The sequence below is a fragment of the Arachnia rubra genome (assembly GCF_019973735.1).
GTDB classification, from domain to species: domain Bacteria; phylum Actinomycetota; class Actinomycetes; order Propionibacteriales; family Propionibacteriaceae; genus Arachnia; species Arachnia rubra.
In genome coordinates, this window is record NZ_AP024463.1 from 1,043,510 (window position 1) to 1,061,120 (window position 17,611).

The window sequence follows — 17,611 nt, forward strand, 5'->3', positions numbered from 1 at the left end:
GCCGGGAATCCTTATCCTGGAGTCCATGCGCACCCTGCTGAATCTGATCTGGTTCCTCTTCGCTGGTGTCTGGCTGGCCATCGGTTATTTCCTGGCGGGAGTCATCGCCTGCGTGTTCGTCATCACCATCCCGTTCGGCGTGGCCGCCTTCCGGATGGCTGCCTATGTCGCCTGGCCCTTCGGGAAGGCCGTGATCCGCAGGCCGGACGCAGGGGTTGGCAGCGACGCCATGAACATCGTGTGGTTCATCTTCTGCGGCTGGTGGCTGGCCATTGGGCACATCGTCGCCGCCGTCGTCCAGGCGATCACCATCGTCGGGATCGTGAATGCGGTCGTCTCGCTCAAGATGATCCCGGTCACCTGCTCGCCGTTCGGCAAGCAGATCGTGGACCGCAACAACCTGGCTCCCTGGGACCGGCCGCTGCACTCCATCTGACCCATCCGGCAGACTTTTCACACCCTGAGCGCCGCTGGATCATCCAGCGGCGCTCAGGGCTGCGTGTGGAGGAGGTCCCGGACGGGCTGGGCCGTAGTGTCCCCGGGCGGTGGGGAGCCCTACTTCTGTGGCCAGAGCTCCCTGGGCATGAGCTCGTAGCTGTGGAATTCACGGGTGAAGCTACCCGTGCCCTGCGCCAGGCCGCGCAGGTCGATGGGGTAGTTGATTAATTCCAGCTGCGGGACCAAGGCGTCGATGATGGCGTGGTGCTCGGTGTCGGCGTCGCTGCCCAGCACCTGCCCGCGGCGGCCCGCCAGGTCCGTCAGGACCGGTCCGAGCAGGGCCTCGCCGACGGTGATCCGGACTCGGTCCACCGGCTCCAGCACCCCAATGTTGCTCTCGGTGGCCGCTTCACGCAGGGCCAGGGCTCCCGCGGTCTGGAAGGCCATGTCCGAAGAGTCCACGGAGTGGGCTTTGCCGTCGTACAGGGTCACGGCGATGTCGACCATCGGGAAGCCGAACAGGGTGCCCTTGGCCATCTGCGTCTGGATGCCCTTGTCCACCGACCCGATGAACTGCCGGGGAACAGCGCCGCCGACCACCTTGTCGATGAACTCGTATCCTGCGCCGCGTTCCAGGGGAGTGATCTCGATGTCGCAGACCGCGTACTGTCCGTGGCCGCCCGACTGCTTCACGTGACGCCCCTGAGCCTTGGCCGGTGCGATGAAGGTCTCCCGCAGCGGCACCTTGACCGGGACCTCGTGGATGCTCAGCCCATAGCGCTGCCTGAGACGTGCCAGCAGCAGTTCCTTGTGGGCCTGCCCCATCGTCCAGAGCAGCTGCTGGTCCGTCTCGGGGTGACGTTCCAGCCTGACGGTGACATCTTCCACGGCCAGCCGCTGCAGTGCGCCGCCGAGCTTGTCCTCGTCCCCCCGGGTGTCGGCCTCAATCGCGACCGGCAGCAGCGCCTGCGGGACGCGCCAGGGCCGGATCGCACCCGGGCGATCCGGGCTGGACAGGGAATCCCCGGTCTCGGCTTTGGCCAGGCGGGCCACGTAGACGATGTCACCCGCGATGGCCTTGTCTTTGCCCACCAGCTCCAGGCCGATGGGGGCGGAGAGCTGGCCCGCCTTGTCGCTTTCGTCGTGGTCGGGGTGCGACGGATCCTCGGTTTCGCCGAACAACTCGCGCCTGCCCGAGACGTGGATGGCGTCGTCGGTGCGCAGCGTGCCCGAGAAGACCCGTATCAGCGATAGGCGTCCCGAGTACTGGTCGCTGGTGGTGCGGATCACCTGCGCGACGAGGGGACCCTCCGGGTCGCAGGTGGCGCGGGGCAGGGTCTCGCCATCGAGGGTGACGATATCGGGAACGGTCGTGGTGTTCGCGGCCGGGAAACCCTTCTCGATCCAGCGCAGCAGCTCCTCCGTGCCGACGTCGCTGGTGGTGTGGGCGGGCAGCACTGGGAAGAAACGGGCGCTGATGATCGCCTTGTTCAGCACCTCGTACACCTCGGCCACGGCGATCTCCTCGCCCTCGAGGTAGCGCTCCATGAGGTCCTCGTCCTGGAGCTCGGTGATGATCGCCTCAAGCAGCGGGGAGCGCTGCTCGTCGATGTAGGCGGTCTCCTCTTCATTGGCGTCGCGGGAGACGCGGGTGCCGGAGGAATAGTCGTGGATGCGCTTGTTCAGCAGTGAGATGTTGCCGGTGGAGCGGTCGCCCTCGCGGATTGGCAGCAGCGCCGCGACGACGCCCTCCCCGAAGGCGTCGCGGCAGACCTCGACCATGGTGAGGAAGTCGGCGCGGCCCTGGTCCAGTTTCGTGATGGCGATGATGCGGGGCAGCCCCACTCCCTGGCACTCCTCCCAGAGCGCGACGGTGGCCGGCTGGATCTCCTCCCCAGCTGGGATCACAAACACCGCCGCGTCGGCAGCGCGTAGCCCGGCGCGTAGCTCACCGACGTACTCAGGATGTCCAGGGGCGTCCAGGAGGTTGATCTGCACGTCCCGGGCGGGAATGGAGGCCAAGGTGAGCGAGGCCGCCCGCTCCGGGGTGTCCTTCTCGCCGCGATACCCCTCCACCCTGGCGCGCAAGAGGTGTTCGAAAAGGGTGGTTTTCCCTGACCCGCTGGCTCCGACGAGGATGACATTACGGATCTGGTCGGGAGAACTGATTGCTACGTGAATACTCGACTTTGAGGCCATACATGAACATTAGTGCCTTGCTGGGAGGTGACAGGGACAGGGCGAGGGATTTTGGCTGAATTTCACTACTGCCATGTCCAGATCCCGCCAGAGATCATGCCTATGCCGCGGGCAGACTTGGGAGGGTGAGTCTGCTGCCTCTTGACGAAGACGCCTGCTACCGGGCATGTTCCGGTCGTGACCAGGCGTGGGATGGGCATTTCGTGCTTGCGGTGACCTCCACCGGTATCTACTGCCGCCCATCGTGTCCTGCCAGGCTGCCCCGGCGGGAGAACTGTCGTTTTCTCGCCAGCGCGGCCGCAGCCGTGGCGGCTGGCTTCCGGGCGTGCAGACGCTGCCGTCCCGACCGGCTTCCTGGGATGAAGGGATGGGACGACCGTGCAGACCTGGCAGCATGCGCGATCCGGGCCATTCGCGATGGTGAGGCCGATGAGCGTGGTATCGCCTCGATGTCCAAGCGGCTGGGTGTCAGCCAGCGGCATCTGAACCGGGTGCTGGTCGCGGAGGTCGGCGCTACCGCCCAGCAGCTGGCGCAAAGCCGGCGAGCCCACACTGCCCGGGCGCTGATGGATCAAACCGGCTGGCAGCTGGCAGATATCGCGTTCGCCGCGGGTTTCGGGAGCGTCCGTCAGTTCAATGCCGTGATGCGGGCCGAGTTCGGTGCTGCTCCGTCCCGGCTGCGACGTGCGTCGGCGGTGGAGCGCCACGATGGCGGACGGTGCCGCCTGGTGTTGCGGATACCTAGTCCTGGGGCGGCTGCGGGTGATGCGATGCGCGCTGCGCTGGCCGCCCACATCGTCCCTGGTGTGGAACGGGCGGTGGGGGACCGCATAGAGCGCCTGATCACAACTGGTGCGGGGACTGCGACAGTGGCGGTCGATCTGCGCGGCCACCTTGAGGTGAACCTGCCGGGGCTGTCGGCACTGACTGAAACCCTGACGGTTGTCCGGCGGTGGCTGGCCCTCGATGCCGACCCGCAGCCAGCGCAGGCGTTGCTGGGAACTGATCCCGCTGTGGGAAAGCTGATTGCCGCACGGCCCGGGCTGCGGATACCGGGGGCCGTCGATGGCGGGGAATTCGCCTTGTTCACCGTCCTGGGGCAACAGATTTCTCTGGCCGCCGCCAAGACCGCGGCTGCGCGCATGGTCTCCACCTACGGGAAGGCTGCGCCTGAACTGGGTGCTGGATGGACTATCCCGCCTGCTCCGGATGTGCTGGCCGGGATGGGGCCCGATAGATTCCGGGCAGAGCTACGGCTGACCCGGACCAAAGCGGCGACCCTGCACGCGGTGGCTGCCTTGTTGGCGGCCGGCCTGCGGTTGGACGGGCAGGCGGACCGGAGTGAGGTCCGCCGTCGGCTGCTCGCGGTCAAGGGGGTGGGAGAGTGGACCGCGGAGTTCATCGCCATGCGGGCCCTGGGCGATCCCGACGCCTGTCCTGCTGGTGACCTGGTCTTACGGCGCGCTCTCGGGGTAGCGGGCGGGCGCGAGGTACGCGCCCGGGCCGAGAGCTGGCGGCCCTGGCGTGCTTACGCTGTGATGCATTTGTGGACGGAGGCGAGTTATCTGTGCAGCAAGAACTGACCATGGAGCTACCGGGTGGCCGGTGGGCCTTCATCGTGGAGGACGAGGTGCTGGTGAAGGCCTGGCAGGGCGATGCGCTGGGGCAGCTGTCACCAGCGCCACAGGATCACCCAGTCCGAGCCGCGCTGGCTGCCTATGCGGCCGGCGATGTGACGGCATTGGACGAGCTGGCCGTGCGCCAGCCGGGCAGCGAGTTCTTCCAGCGAGTCTGGGAGGAGATGCGCAGGATCCCTGGCGGGACGACCCTCTCCTATGCCGGGCTTGCGGCCCTGGCTGGGCGTCCCAAGGCCGTCCGGGCTGTGGGTGCCGCCTGCGCACGCAACCAGATTCCTCTCGTCGTGCCTTGCCATCGCGTGCTTCGCAGCGATGGCAGCCTAGGCGGCTATGCCTATGGATTGCCGGTCAAGCAGGCCCTGCTGGATTTCGAGCGTCATCATGCCTGAAAGGGACGAGGGAGCGAAGTGTCCGCCTTCGGTTGGTCGAGCCGGTTCCGGAGCTTGAGCAGGAACAGTGTCGAGACCTTGGCGATGGTTGGCAGCGAATCCTTCAGGCGTCTCGGCTGCCGGGCGCTGGATGCCCAGCGCCCGACGGAGAGCAACCTGCAAGTTCGTAGCCGCTGTGTCAGGTCAGACCGTGGCGATGGGCCCAGATGACGGCCTGCACCCGGTCCCTGGCCCCGATCTTGGGCAGCAGCCTGGTCAGATGGGACTTCACGGTACTGACCTCCACCATCAGCTCGCTCGCGATCTCCGCATTCGACATGCCACGGGCAAGCAGCGTGATGATCTCCTGCTCACGAGGGGTGAGGAGCTGGGTGGCCTCGGTGCTGGGGATCGTGGCCTGCCTGCGGGCAAACTCGGCGATCACCCGTTTCGTGACTGCCTGATCCATCAAGCCGAAACCTGCGGCCAGGCGCCGTACCGCAGTCACCAGTTCCTCAGGCTCACAGTCCTTGAGGATGAATCCGTCGGCTCCGGCCTCCAGGGCTCCGAACACGTCGGTGTCCATGTCGAAGGTGGTCACCACCAACACGGCAGGCGTCTCCCTCTGCCGCTCGGTAACAATGCGGTGCGTGGCCTCCAGGCCGTCCCCGGCGGGCATCCGCAGATCCATGCACACCACATCCGGGTTTGTTCTGGCCACGACCTGCACGGCTTGACGGCCGTCGGAGGCCTCACCGACCACCTGGATGTCGGGCTCGGCCTCCAGCAGCATCTTGAACCCGGTGCGCACCACGGCCTGATCATCCACCAGCACCACAGAGATCATGTCTCCTCCTCGCTCACTTGTGGCCAGGTCAGCCGCACCAGCCATCCGCCAGTACTTGTGGGCCCGGCATCGAATGCAGCTCCGATGGCGGCGGCACGTTCCCGCATCACCTCCAGGCCAACGCCGCCGCTGCCGAGGCCGATTTCACCGTGTCCCGGCCCATTGCCAACCCGGAGCCCCTCAGCATCGATCTCGACGTGGATCGTGGCACCGGGAGCGTGTTGGATGGCATTGCTGATGGCCTGCTGGACGATCCGGTACGCGGCGGTATCGCTCAGTGGGGGCAGCGTGGGTGCCTGGGCTAGGCGCAAGGTGATGGGCACTCCCAGTGCGCGTGTGGTATCGATGAGTTCGGGGATGTCGCGCAACCCTTGTTGCGGGTTGTCGTGGCGCAGCAGTTTCACTACTGAACGCAGCCCGGCCAGGGCCTCCTTCCCCAGGCCGCGCAGTTGTCTCGCCGTGTCTCTGGCTTGGGCGGGGTCCCGGTCGATCAGTTGTTCGAGCGCGGCTGCCTGCACCACCAGACCGGCCAGGTGGTGGGCTGCGACGTCGTGAAGTTCGCCTGCCAGACGTCGCCTCTCCTCAAAGAGGGTCATCGCCAGTCGCTTCTCGTTTTCCTCACTCTCCAGTCGCCTGACGGCCTGCTCGTGTCGTGTCCGGCTGGCCAGCATGGCTCCGCCGAGCATGGGCACCACGAAGTTGAGGAAATAGACAATCACCACTGTGGTGCCGGTGGGCCAGTCCGGCTGCTTCACCAGAATCGTGATGAGCGCCATGACTGAGGCCAGACCGGTCAGCAAAACTGTTGCCCGGGGCAGGGGCAGCCGGAGTCCGAGACAGAACGAGATCACCGGTTGGGCGATGCCTGAGCCAGACAGATCATCCGGAAAGAGCCACACGAAGGGGATGGCAAGAAGGAAGATGATTCCTTGGACCAGCAAGGGGTGCTTGCGCCACCAGATCAGCGCCAGTCCCCCCAGGGCCATGAGCACCACCGCGGTCTCCCATGCTCCAGGAGCGAGGGGAGCCGTGGGGAGACCCGTCAGGAGGCTGATGAGCAATGGTAACGCAGCGATTCCCAGGGCCAGTAGCACGTCACCTTGTCGGACCATGATGGATAATCTGCCGTGGATGGCGCGCAGAAAGGTGAGATCTACTGCGGTTATCCTGGTGCCTTCCTGGCAGCGTTGGTCTCCTTGAGCGCACGGTCCAGTGCGATCTTCGTCGTTCGTCTTGCCAGGACGGCACCATGACAATTCTCGTGATGACCCCATCTGTCCGCGCATCCTCTCGTCTCACAATCCGAGGTTGGGGTTGATGGCGTTGCCGGTGATGGCCCACCAGCAGGTGGCCAGGAGCGCCGCCAGGAGGAGAGCTGCCATGGTGGTGCGTTTCCACCCAGCTCTGGTCTTGATGGTGGTGATGAAGTCGAGGGCTGCGGGGATGATGGCGGCGATTCCTGCCCATTGGAGCACCTGGATGGTGCGCAGGAGTGTGTTTTCGAGCAGGTCGAAGTTGCTACCCATCACGGCCATGAAGACGCTGCACCATCCGGTGAGGGCGGTGGCGGCGCTCACTGCGCCGAGTCGGGCGATCCGGGCCGGCCAGGGTAGGCCTGGGACGGATTGACCGCGGCGGTTCTGGACAAGGCGCGTGATGGCGCCTATGAGCCATGCCCCCAGAACCAAGGCAAGAGCTGCAAGGCTGGCGATGAACACCGGGAGGAGGGCCTGTTGTGTGGGGGTGACGGGGAGCAGAGCCGATGCTGGTCCTGGTCCAACGCCGACGGCCTCGACCTTGCCGTCGACAACTCGGGCGGTGAGGGTGGCGTCGGTGTGCGGGTCCTTCCAGATCCAGGGCGCGACTTCCACGTATTCCTTGTCTGCTTTGTCGCGTTTGTCGCGGTAGAGCAGGTTGCCGTTGTCCAACACCTGGATGGTGCTGGATGAGACGAGTGTGCTCCAGGCGGAGAACCACGTGGTGTGAACCGACTGGCTTGAAAAGTAGACGCCTGCGACCTGGTGGGCGCGTTCGGCGGAGCCTTCCAGGTGGGGGGTCTCGACTCTGTCGGTTGGGAAGTAACGGTCGGCGAAGCCTTCGGTGAGGTCGGCTCTCAAGTGCGTGCCGAGGCCTGCCGAGGCGTTGCCATCACCGTTGACCGAGAGGAAGATGCCGACCCGGGAGTCGGGGTAGATCTCGAACTCGGAGTGGTAACCAGTCAGGTCCCCGCTGTGCGCGACGAACCGGTGGCCGTTGCGAGTGCCGGTGAAGTAGCCGAGCCCCGTGCGGGGGGAGTTGGCGAGGTTGCCCAGTGTGTCCTCGGTCAGAGCGGGGGTCCACATCTGTTCCCAGCCCTGAGCGCTGAGGAGATGGGGTGAGCGGTTCAGCTGGGCGAGCATGAAGGCGGCGGCATCGGCCCCGGAACCGCTCAGCGCACCCGCTGGGCTGTCCGGCATGGCGTCGAAGGGCACAGGATCACCGTCGAGGGAGTAGCCGTCTGCCAACTGGCTGGTCATGCCGTCGGGTAGAGGCTGTTCGAAGGTTGCGGTGGTCATTCCGGCTGGGGCGAGGACGTGCTCGCGGAGGTAGTCCTGGAAGGGTTGCCCACTGGCCTTTTCGACGAGATATCCAGCGAGGGCGATGCCGTAGTTGGAGTAGCCGGGGGTGGTGCCTGGGCGGTACACGGAGACGGGTGGGTTGTATCTGACGTAGTCGGCCAGCGGCATGTGCTGGAGATCAGGGCTGCCAGTGTTGAGACTTCCCTCGAAACCTGCGGTGTGGGTGAGCAGGTGGCGCAGTGTGATTGGTTCACTGTGGTGTTTCTTGACCGGGACATCGGTGTAGGTGGCGATGTCGGTGTCGAGGTCGAGTTTGCCCTGTTCGACGAGTTGCATCGCGGCGATGGAGGTGGGGATCTTCGAGATCGATCCCCAGCGGAACACAGTGGTTTCAGGGTCCACCGGCACCTGAGTGCTGGCATCGGTGCCGATGGTGGCGTGGCCATAGCCTCGGCTGGTGAGGATCTCGCCGTCCTTGACCACCACAACCATGGAACCGGGGAAGTCGCCATTGTCGAGGGCATCGGTGAGCTTCCCGTCGAGCCAGGCATCGATGTCGGTCTTGGTGAGCTCATGTGCCCCGGTTGGTGGGGTCACTGGTGGTGGTGGGCTCGTGGGCGGGCTGCTGCATGCGCTGAGCAGGGCCAGTACTGCGATGAAGATGGCTGCCATCAGGCGTCGTGGAAGTGTTTGTGACATGTGTTCCAGCCTTCCGGCACGGCCTGCCGGGCCACCAGAGTCGTAAGAAGGAACTTGGATGACGACTATCGACGCCACTGGAGTTACGACCATCGACGGCAGAGACGTTGTTCACGACGGTTCTTTCGCGCCTTCCCATTCCCAGGTGACCGAGTTGAAGAGCTTTGCGCCCGGCCGTTGCGAGCCTCAGACAAGCAGACCGGGGATTCATGCAGGTGGGCGAGGTCCTGGAACCGCTTCATAGCAGCGGAGCCTGGGTGGTTTTTGACCGCGGCCGCTCGCCGCGCATAGGATAGGTAGCTGTTGCGCGCCGTGCCGTCGATCCAACAGGTCGAGCGGCTGCGCGTGTGCGACCTCTCAAGTGTTTGATAACGAATGGAAGTTGCTGTGTCCACGTACACCCCAAAGCCTGGCGAGATCGCCCGGAACTGGCATGTGATCGATGCTGAAGACGTCGTTCTCGGACGTCTGGCCACTCAGGTCGCCACGCTGCTTCGCGGCAAGCACAAGCCGACCTACGCGCCGCACATCGACGGTGGTGACTTCGTGATCGTCGTCAACGCTTCCAAGATCGCACTCACCGGCAACAAGCGCACCGATGACATGCGCTACTCCCACTCCGGACGCCCCGGTGGCCTCAAGGCTGTCTCCATCGGCGAGCTGCTGGAGAAGGATCCCCGCAAGGCGGTGGAGCGCGCCGTTTGGGGGATGTTGCCCAAGAACAAGCTGAGCCGCCAGCTCATCGGCAAGCTCAAGGTGTACTCCGGCCCGGAGCACCCGCATGCCGCGCAGAAGCCGCAGCCCTTCGAGATCACCCAGATTGCCCAGTGAGCTTAGGAAGTTCGATGACTGAGACCACCACCGCGGTCGAGGAGACCGCCGACGAGATCAAGCCGTTCGTCGACGAGCAGGACCGCGAGATCGCCTACCGCTCCGACTCCACCCCCGGGGCCGCGTCCAGCGAGACCGCCCGGCCCGCCGTCATCGCGCCGGGAGCCGCCACGGGCCGCCGCAAGGAGGCCATCGCCCGCGTCCGTATCATCCCGGGCTCCGGTCAGTGGACCATCAACGGCCGCACCCTGGAGGACTACTTCCCGAACAAGGTGCACCAGCAGCTGGTCTCGGACCCATTCGCGACGGCCGGGGTGACGGGCTCCTACGATGTCATCGCCCGCATCGACGGCGGCGGCGTCACCGGCCAGGCCGGGGCGCTGCGTCTCGGTATCGCCCGGGCCCTGAACGAGGTCGACGCTGAGGCCAGCCGCCCAGCCCTGAAGAAGGCCGGCATGCTGACCCGCGACGCTCGCGTCAAGGAACGCAAGAAGGCCGGCCTCAAAAAGGCCCGAAAGGCCCCGCAGTACTCCAAACGCTGATTCTCACACGCCAGTCAGGAGGGCTCCCACCCCGGTGGGAGCCCTCCTGCGTCCTCCTCTGAGCGCCGGGCGAGCGGAGCGCTCCGGCGGAAAAACTGATGGAAGACATCCATCGGGGAGGGGACTTTCTTGGAGAGCTATTCCTCCATGAGGAACTCGCTGCTGAGATCCGCAAATGGAAACGGGACTGACCGGCGAGTCCCCAGGTCGCGGGCCGCAGCTGTGATGGGTGCGTGGGTCTTCGCTGGGACAGCTGGTCCCTCGCGGCCGGAGCGTGTGGACCGCTGGGGCGGCACGTAGATTCCTTACCCCCTAAGCTTGCTCCCATGGCTCGACTCTTCGGAACTGACGGCGTGCGAGGCGTCGCGAATCAGGAACTGACCGCTGAACTGGCTCTCAACCTGTCGGTGGCGGCTGCCCATACCCTCGGCGAGGCCGGGGTGTTCGGGCGGCGCCAGCCGACGGCCCTCGTGGCACGCGACCCACGCGCCTCGGGGGAGTTCCTGGAGGCCGCGGTCTGCGCCGGGCTGGCCAGCGCAGGCGTGGACGTGCTGAGGGTGGGCGTGGTCCCCACGCCCGCAGCCGCCTACCTGGTGGGCGAGTACCGCACGGATCTCGGCGTGATGATCTCGGCCTCCCACAATGACATGCCGGACAACGGCATCAAGTTCTTCGCCCGCGGCGGCGTGAAACTCGATGACGACCTCGAGGACGCCATCGAGCAGCGGATGGGGGAGTCGTGGCAGCGTCCCGTCGGCGACAAGGTCGGGCGTATTGTTGATCAGCATCAGGCCGTCGACTCCTACGTGGAGCATCTGGTGAAGTCGTTGCGCGCCGACAAACCCCTCGCGGGCCTGACCGTCGTCCTCGACTGTGCCAACGGTGCCTCCTACGAGACCGCCATCGCGGCCTTCGAGGCGGCCGGGGCGTCTGTGACCGCCATCCACGCGTCCCCGGACGGGATCAACATCAATGCCGGTTGTGGCTCCACCCATCCCGAGGATCTGCAGAAGGCTGTCGTCTCCTCGTCCGCGGATCTCGGCCTGGCGTTCGATGGCGACGCCGACCGCTGCCTCGCCGTCGACCACGAGGGGAGCCTCGTCGATGGCGACCAGATCCTGGCGATCCTCGCTTTGGCACTTCAAGAGGACCACCGCCTGGCCTCCAACACGGTCGTCGCGACGGTGATGAGCAACCTCGGGCTGAAACTGGCGCTCGCCGAGCATGACATCCAGATCGACCAGACCAAGGTCGGCGACCGCTATGTGCTGGAGTCCATGAGCGCCAACGGCTTCTCCCTCGGCGGGGAGCAGTCCGGGCACGTCATCATGAATGAGTTCGCCACCACCGGCGATGGTGTGCTGACGGGCCTGCACCTGGCCAAGCGGGTAGCGACCACGGGCAAGTCCCTGAAGGAGCTGGCCTCGGTAATGACGAAGCTGCCGCAGGTGATCATCAACGTCCGGGGTGTGGACAAGCTCCGCGCCGGCATCGACACCGAGATCACCTCGGCGGTCTCCGACGCCAGCCACGAGCTCGGCACCACAGGACGAGTCCTGTTGCGTCCCTCCGGCACCGAGCCGGTGGTGCGTGTCATGGTCGAGGCCCCGACTGACGCCCAGGCCCGCGAGATCGCCGAGCGCCTGGCCGCGCTCGTGAAGGCGCGTCTGGCCATCTGAGCGGCGAGAGACTCACACCTTCCGGATGGCGATCGTCTGAACCCGGTGGTCCGGGCCCTTGCGGAGAACCGCGGTGGCCCGGTCCCGGGTGGTGACGATGTTCTCTCGCAGATTCGGGCCGTTGATGGTGTCCCACACGTGGCTGCCGAACTGCAGGGCCTCCGCGCGGCTCAGCTGGGTGAAGCGTTTGAAGAAGCTCTCCGGGTCCCGGAAGGCGGTGTCGCGCAGCACCATGAAACGGTCCAGGAACCAGCGTTTGATGTCTGCCTCGTCGGCGTCCACGTACACCGAGAAATCGAAGAAGTCACTGATCGCGGCTCCGGAGCGTCCCTGCGCATCGACCCGGGCGGGCAGCAACACATTGAGCCCCTCGACTATCAGGATGTCCGGGTTCTCGATCACTGCCCGCTCACCCGGGATGATGTCGTAGATCTTGTGGCTGTACACGGGGGCGGTCACGCGCGGCTCCCCGGACTTGACATCGATGACGAACTGCAGCAGCGCCCGGCGGTCGTAGGACTCCGGGAAGCCCTTGCGGTCCATCAGGCCCCGCTTCTCCAGCTCCGCGGTAGGCAGCAGGAAGCCGTCGGTGGTGATCAGGTCCACCTTCGGTTTGCCGGGGGCACGGCGTAGCAGCTCTTGCAGCAGGCGGGCCGTCGTCGACTTCCCGACCGCCACCGACCCGGCGACGCCGATCACGAACGGCGTGCGGCGCACCTTCAGCTTCAGGAAGCGGTTCGAGCTGTCACACAGCTGCCCGGCGTTCGCGATATACAGGTGCAGCAGCTGGGTCAGGGGGCGGTAGATCTCGGCGACGTCCTCGGCTGAGGTTGGGTCGCCGAGGCCACGCAGCCGGGCAAGGGTTGCCTCGTCGAGATCGATCTGGGTGTTGTTTGCCAGCGAGGCCCACGCGCCGCGCCGCAATACCACGTAGGGTCGGGACACTTCATCTCTCCGTCGGGGTAGGCCATACCGGGGAAATGCTAGCAGGGTGTCGCGAAGCTGGTCTGACCGTGTCGCTGGCACCTCGCCCAGCGAGAATTAGCAGGTTCCACGCCCCGGTTGCCGGACAGTCTGTGGCTGCTCCCGAGGTTCCTGGCGTCGTGCACCGGGACGTCATTCAGCGGGAGGAGCTGAGCTCTCAGCGAGTGTCACCAGCTGGCTGGTGGTCACGACGGTGGCGAACTCCTCATGCAGGTTCGCCGCGGTGATCAAGGACAGGGTCTCCGCAGACACGTTCGTCCCGTCCAGGGCGGTGCGGTTGAACGTGTGGGTCGCGTCGATGACGAAGTACGTGTCATACCCGAGATTTCCCGCCATCCGGGCTGTTGTCTCGCAGCAGTGGTTCGTGGTGATGCCGCAGATAACAACCTGGGTGATGTCCTGGTCCTTGAGCCATGCGTCAAGGCTGGGGGTGCCGTAGAAGCTGGAGTTGACCTGCTTGCGGACCAGCAGGTCAGGCGCGCCGGTCACCACGTCCTTGAACTCATGTCCTGGGGAATCCGGATGAAGTGACGAGCGCGGATCGGTGGAATCGTGCTGGACGAACACCAGCGGCCGGCCAAGCTCGCGCCACAGGGTGATCAGCCTGCCGATGTTGGCCTCGCATTCAGGGTTGTCGCGCACGCCCCAGTAGTCCGCATCGTCAAAGGACCGCTGCACATCAACGACGACGAGGGCTGGCTGCTTGAACAGGTTCGTCATGCGCCCATGATCCCACTGGCACCAGGCATGTAGGCCTCACCGATGCCGGGCATTGTCGTCCGCAAGGCGTGGCTAGGCAGTGGGGACATCGCGGGCGATCTCATCCAGCCAGATGCGGGGGCCGACGTCGGAGGGCATCCGCCAGTCGCCGCGTGGTGACAGGGAGCCGCCGGGTACCACCTTGGGGCCGTTCGGGAGGGTGCTGCGCTTGAACTGGTTCGTCGTGAAGCGGCGCACGAAGGTCTCCAGCCAGCGGCGGATCGCCGCCAGGTCGTAGGAGCGGCGCTCCCCGGTGGGATGGCCCGCCGGCCAACTGCCGGCCGCCGCGTCATGCCAGGCGTGGTGGGCCAGGAACGCGATCTTCCGGGGCCGCAGGCCATGCCGCAGCAGATGGTAGAGGGTGAAATCCTGCAGTTCGTAGGGACCGATGGCCGCCTGGGTGGACTGTGGCGCCTCGCCTGGTTTCGCGGGAATCAGCTCTGGGCTGATCTCGGTGTCGAGCACCGAGGCCAGCACCTGGTTCACCTCCTCGTCGAACTGACCGGAGGAGACCACCCAGCGGATCAGGTGCTGGATGAGGGTCTTCGGCACCCCGGCGTTCACGTTGTAGTGGCTCATGTGATCACCGACGCCGAAGGTGCACCAGCCAAGGGCCAGCTCCGACAAATCGCCTGTACCGACGACAATGCCGCCATGATGATTGGCGGCGCGGAACAGGAAGTCGTAGCGGATGCCGGCCTGGACGTTCTCGAAGGTGATGTCGTAGGTCTCCTCGCCCTCCGCATAGGGATGGCCGAGGTCCGTCAGCATCTGCGTGGCCATCGGCCGGATGTCGACGGTCTCGAAGGTTACCCCGAGGGCCTCTGAGAGAGCCTGGGCGTTGTTGCGGGTGTGGTCCGTCGTCGCGAAACCCGGCATGGTCCAGGCCAGGATGTGGGTGCGCGGTAGGCCCAGGCGGTCGCACGCCTTCGCGGCGACGATCAGCGCGTGGGTGGAGTCCAGGCCTCCGGAGACCCCGATGCATAGGCGCGGGGCGCGTGCCGCGTCTCCTCCGCCGATGGCCAGCATGCGCCGTTCCAGGCCCGAGACCTGGATGTTGTAGCCCTCGTAGCAGTCCTGCTCCAGGCGGCTGGGATCGTCGGGGACGAAGGGGAAGCGGTCGATGGGGCGCTCCAGGCCCAGGTCCCCGGATGGGGGGCCGAGGGTGAACTCGATGGTGGCGTGCGGCATCGGGGCGTCCAGGCCTTGGCGGTTGTCGTCGAAGGAGCCCTGGCGCAGCCTTTCCTGCCGGATGCGGTCCAGGTCCACGTCCGCGACCGTCAGCTGGGCTGAGTCCGGGAAACGCTCGCCTTCCGCCAGGAGGGAGCCGAGTTCGTGGATCATCGTCTGCCCGTCCCACGACAGGTCCGTGGTGGACTCCCCGAACATCGCGGCCGCATAGACATGGGCTGCCAGGCAGCGCTGTGAGGTGGAGGCGGCCAGCGCCCGCCGGTCCGCCGCCCTCGCGATCGTGATGGGGGAGGCCGACAGGTTCAGCAGCACAGTCGCCCCGGACAGGGCAGCGAGGTGGCTGGGCGGCACCGGCACCCACATGTCCTCGCAGACCTCGGCGTGCACCTTGAGGCCGGGGACGTCGGTGGCGGTGAATATCAGGTCGTTGCCGACGGGGATCAGCTCTCCCCAGCCGGGGATGCCGACGGTCAGCGGCAGATCGTTCATACCCGCCGCGAAATGGCGTTTCTCGTAGAACTCCCGGTAGTTGGGCAGGTAGGACTTCGGGACGATACCCAGCACCCGGCCGTGCTGGATCACCACGGCGCAGTTGTACAGGCGGTTGCCCAGCGCGACCGGAGCCCCGACGGCGATCAGCGGCCGGTAGTCCGCGGTTCCCCGGCACAGCTGAACCACCGCGTCCAGGACAGCGTCTAGCAGTGAGTCGGTCAGCAGCAGGTCATCGATGGCGTAGCCGCTGATTCCCAGCTCCGGGAAGGCCACCACCGCGACGCCACGTTCATGGGCCTCGCGCACCACCTGAAGTGTGCGTTCCGCATTGGCTGCCGGATCGAAGTCGGCGACGGGCAGCGTGGCGGCCGCCACCCGGGCGAAACCCTGGGCGTAGACATTGAAGAAGTCCATGCGGGAAGCATAGAGGTCCATGCGGGAGGCATAGAGACAGCTGCCATCAGCGCCGACGTCTCTTCGAGACAAGTCACAGAATTCTCAAGTCAAGAAGTGAGCATTTTTGATGTACAGTTTGCCAACGTGTGTGGAATTGTTGGATACCTCGGAAGCCGCGATGGGCGGCAGGTTGTCATCGACGGACTACGTCGGCTCGAGTACCGCGGCTACGATTCGGCGGGCATCGCCGTCGTCGCCGGAGGGGAACTCTACACCCGCAAGAAGGCGGGAAAGATCGCCAATCTGGTGGCGGCCATCGAGGCTGACCCGCTGCCGGAGTCAGGCACCGCCATCGGCCATACCCGCTGGGCCACCCATGGGGCGCCCACGGACGTGAACTCGCATCCGCACGTCGCGGGCCGCATCGCCGTGGTGCACAACGGTATCCTCGAGAACCACGCGGCCCTCAGGGAGGGGCTGGGCGCCGAGTTCACCTCGGAGACCGACACCGAGGTGGCAGCTCAGCTGCTGAACCGCGAGGTTGTCGCCGGGGCCAGCCTGGTCGACGCGATGCGGGCGGTGGTCACCCGCCTGGAGGGGGCATTCACGCTGGTCGCGGTCAGCGCCGACGAGCCCGACAAGATCGTCGCGGCCCGCCGCAACTCGCCACTCGTGGTCGGGATCGGCGACGGCGAGTGCTTCCTCGCCTCTGATGTCGCCGCATTCATCGAGCACACCCGCGATGCCATTGAGCTGGGGCAGGACCAGGTCGTCGAGCTGACCCGGGACGGCGTGGTCGTGACAAACTTCGACGGCACCCCGGCCACCACCCGCGAGTTCCACGTCGACTGGGACCTGAGCGCCGCCCAGAAGCAGGGCTACGACTGGTTCATGCGCAAGGAAATCTTCGAGCAGCCCCGGGCCGTGGCCGACACCCTGCTGGGGCGCACCAACGAGCTCGGTGAGATCGTCCTGGATGAGATCCGCATCAGCCCCGAGGAGCTGCGGCTGGTGAACAAGATTGTCATCGTCGCCTGCGGCACCGCCTTCTACGCGGGGCTCGTCGCGAAATACGCCATCGAGCACTGGACCCGCATTCCCTGCGAGGTCGACCTGGCCAGCGAGTTCCGCTACCGCGACCCCATCATCGACCCCACCACCCTGGTGGTGACCATCTCCCAGTCCGGCGAGACCGCCGACACCCTGATGGCCATCCGGCATGCCCGGGAGCAGCACGCCAAGGTGGTGGCGATCTGCAACACCAACGGCGCGACCATCCCGCGCGAGTCCGACGCGGTCATCTACACCCACGCTGGGCCTGAGATCGGGGTCGCCTCCACGAAGGGGTTCACCACTCAGCTCATCGCCTGTTATCTGCTCGGCCTCTACCTGGCGCAGGTGCGCGGCACCAAGTACTCCGACGAGATCGGCGGGGTCCTCGCGGAGCTGGAGCGGATGCCCGCTGAACTGCAACGGGTCCTGGACGCCCAGCAGTCGGTGCTGGAGCTCGCCGCCCAGCTGAAGGACAACCCGTCCATCCTGTTCCTCGGCCGTCACGTCGGCTACCCCGTCGCCCTTGAGGGGGCACTGAAGCTCAAGGAGCTGGCCTATATCCATGCGGAGGGCTTCGCTGCCGGTGAGCTGAAGCATGGTCCGATCGCCCTGATCAGCAAGGGCCTGCCGGTGTTCGTCGTGGTGCCGCCATACAGCCGCGACCAGCTGCGGGACAAGGTGATCTCGAACATCGCGGAGGTGCGTGCCCGGGGCGCTCGCACCATCGTGCTGGCGGAGGCAGGCGACGCGGCCGCACGGGCCCACGCCGACCACTTCATCGAGCTGCCGAGCGTCTCCACGCTGCTCCAGCCGCTGCCCGCCATCCTGCCGCTGCAGCTGTTCGCCTGCGAGATCGCGACCCTCCGGGGTCACGACGTCGACCAGCCACGCAACCTGGCGAAGTCGGTGACCGTCGAGTAACCCCCGGTGCTACGCCA

Annotated in this window: 14 protein-coding genes; 7 read left to right on the forward strand and 7 right to left on the reverse strand. The window is 66.1% G+C overall.

Annotated elements, in window-relative coordinates; translation table 11 throughout:
• Positions 1 to 25 precede the first annotated feature (25 nt).
• The gene (locus SK1NUM_RS04690; RefSeq protein ID WP_212325960.1) at positions 26 to 436 is read left to right on the forward strand and encodes a YccF domain-containing protein; all 411 of its coding nucleotides are present in this window, start codon (positions 26 to 28) and stop codon (positions 434 to 436) included.
• Positions 437 to 555: 119 nt separating this feature from the next.
• Here SK1NUM_RS04690 and SK1NUM_RS04695 read toward each other — a convergent pair whose 3' ends face one another.
• Positions 556 to 2,637: an elongation factor G-like protein EF-G2 gene (locus SK1NUM_RS04695; RefSeq protein WP_212325962.1), complete on the reverse strand. Its 2,082-nt coding sequence runs from the start codon at positions 2,635 to 2,637 to the stop codon at positions 556 to 558.
• A gap of 125 nt (positions 2,638 to 2,762) precedes the next feature.
• Here SK1NUM_RS04695 and SK1NUM_RS04700 point away from each other — a divergent pair, with 125 nt between their 5' ends.
• Positions 2,763 to 4,220, forward strand: coding sequence for a DNA-3-methyladenine glycosylase 2 family protein (locus SK1NUM_RS04700; RefSeq protein ID WP_212325964.1), 1,458 nt, complete (start codon positions 2,763 to 2,765; stop codon positions 4,218 to 4,220).
• A complete protein-coding gene (locus tag SK1NUM_RS04705) occupies positions 4,205 to 4,663 on the forward strand; it encodes a methylated-DNA--[protein]-cysteine S-methyltransferase (RefSeq protein WP_223927816.1) in 459 nt (152 codons plus the stop codon). Before SK1NUM_RS04700 ends, SK1NUM_RS04705 begins: the two co-directional genes overlap by 16 nt.
• A 178-nt stretch (positions 4,664 to 4,841) precedes the next feature.
• Here the strand turns inward: SK1NUM_RS04705 and SK1NUM_RS04710 are convergent, their stop codons facing one another.
• From SK1NUM_RS04710 to SK1NUM_RS04720, 3 genes are all read right to left on the reverse strand, one after another.
• On the reverse strand, positions 4,842 to 5,489 hold the full coding sequence (locus SK1NUM_RS04710; protein ID WP_212325966.1) for a response regulator: 648 nt from the start codon (positions 5,487 to 5,489) through the stop codon (positions 4,842 to 4,844).
• On the reverse strand, positions 5,486 to 6,601 hold the full coding sequence (locus tag SK1NUM_RS04715; protein ID WP_212325968.1) for a sensor histidine kinase: 1,116 nt from the start codon (positions 6,599 to 6,601) through the stop codon (positions 5,486 to 5,488). Before SK1NUM_RS04715 ends, SK1NUM_RS04710 begins: the two co-directional genes overlap by 4 nt.
• Positions 6,602 to 6,784: 183 nt before the next feature.
• Positions 6,785 to 8,746 carry a serine hydrolase domain-containing protein gene (locus tag SK1NUM_RS04720; RefSeq protein ID WP_212325970.1) on the reverse strand — a complete coding sequence of 654 codons (1,962 nt, stop codon included), beginning with the start codon at positions 8,744 to 8,746 and terminating at the stop codon, positions 6,785 to 6,787.
• Positions 8,747 to 9,133: 387 nt separating this feature from the next.
• Here SK1NUM_RS04720 and rplM point away from each other — a divergent pair, with 387 nt between their 5' ends.
• From rplM to glmM, 3 genes are all read left to right on the forward strand, one after another.
• Positions 9,134 to 9,577 (forward strand): 50S ribosomal protein L13, encoded by a 444-nt coding sequence (gene rplM / locus SK1NUM_RS04725; RefSeq protein ID WP_212325972.1) that lies wholly within the window; start codon positions 9,134 to 9,136, stop codon positions 9,575 to 9,577.
• 14 nt (positions 9,578 to 9,591) lie between these two features.
• Positions 9,592 to 10,119 (forward strand): 30S ribosomal protein S9, encoded by a 528-nt coding sequence (gene rpsI / locus SK1NUM_RS04730; RefSeq protein ID WP_212325974.1) that lies wholly within the window; start codon positions 9,592 to 9,594, stop codon positions 10,117 to 10,119.
• Positions 10,120 to 10,445: 326 nt separating this feature from the next.
• Positions 10,446 to 11,798, forward strand: coding sequence for a phosphoglucosamine mutase (glmM, locus tag SK1NUM_RS04735; protein ID WP_212325976.1), 1,353 nt, complete (start codon positions 10,446 to 10,448; stop codon positions 11,796 to 11,798).
• Positions 11,799 to 11,810: 12 nt separating this feature from the next.
• On the opposite strand, the gene coaA is transcribed toward glmM, so the two are convergent.
• The 3 genes from coaA to SK1NUM_RS04750 all read right to left on the reverse strand — a co-directional run bounded on the left by coaA (position 11,811) and on the right by SK1NUM_RS04750 (position 15,638).
• Positions 11,811 to 12,743 (reverse strand): type I pantothenate kinase, encoded by a 933-nt coding sequence (gene coaA / locus SK1NUM_RS04740; protein ID WP_212325978.1) that lies wholly within the window; start codon positions 12,741 to 12,743, stop codon positions 11,811 to 11,813.
• 171 nt (positions 12,744 to 12,914) lie between these two features.
• Positions 12,915 to 13,502, reverse strand: coding sequence for a cysteine hydrolase family protein (locus SK1NUM_RS04745; RefSeq protein ID WP_212325980.1), 588 nt, complete (start codon positions 13,500 to 13,502; stop codon positions 12,915 to 12,917).
• A gap of 72 nt (positions 13,503 to 13,574) precedes the next feature.
• On the reverse strand, positions 13,575 to 15,638 hold the full coding sequence (locus tag SK1NUM_RS04750) for an NAD(+) synthase (protein WP_212325982.1): 2,064 nt from the start codon (positions 15,636 to 15,638) through the stop codon (positions 13,575 to 13,577).
• Positions 15,639 to 15,764: 126 nt separating this feature from the next.
• On the opposite strand from SK1NUM_RS04750, the gene glmS reads away from it, so the two are divergent.
• Complete coding sequence (glmS, locus tag SK1NUM_RS04755; protein WP_212327506.1) at positions 15,765 to 17,594, forward strand: glutamine--fructose-6-phosphate transaminase (isomerizing); 1,830 nt, start codon at positions 15,765 to 15,767, stop codon at positions 17,592 to 17,594.
• The last annotated feature ends 17 nt before the right edge of the window (positions 17,595 to 17,611 follow it).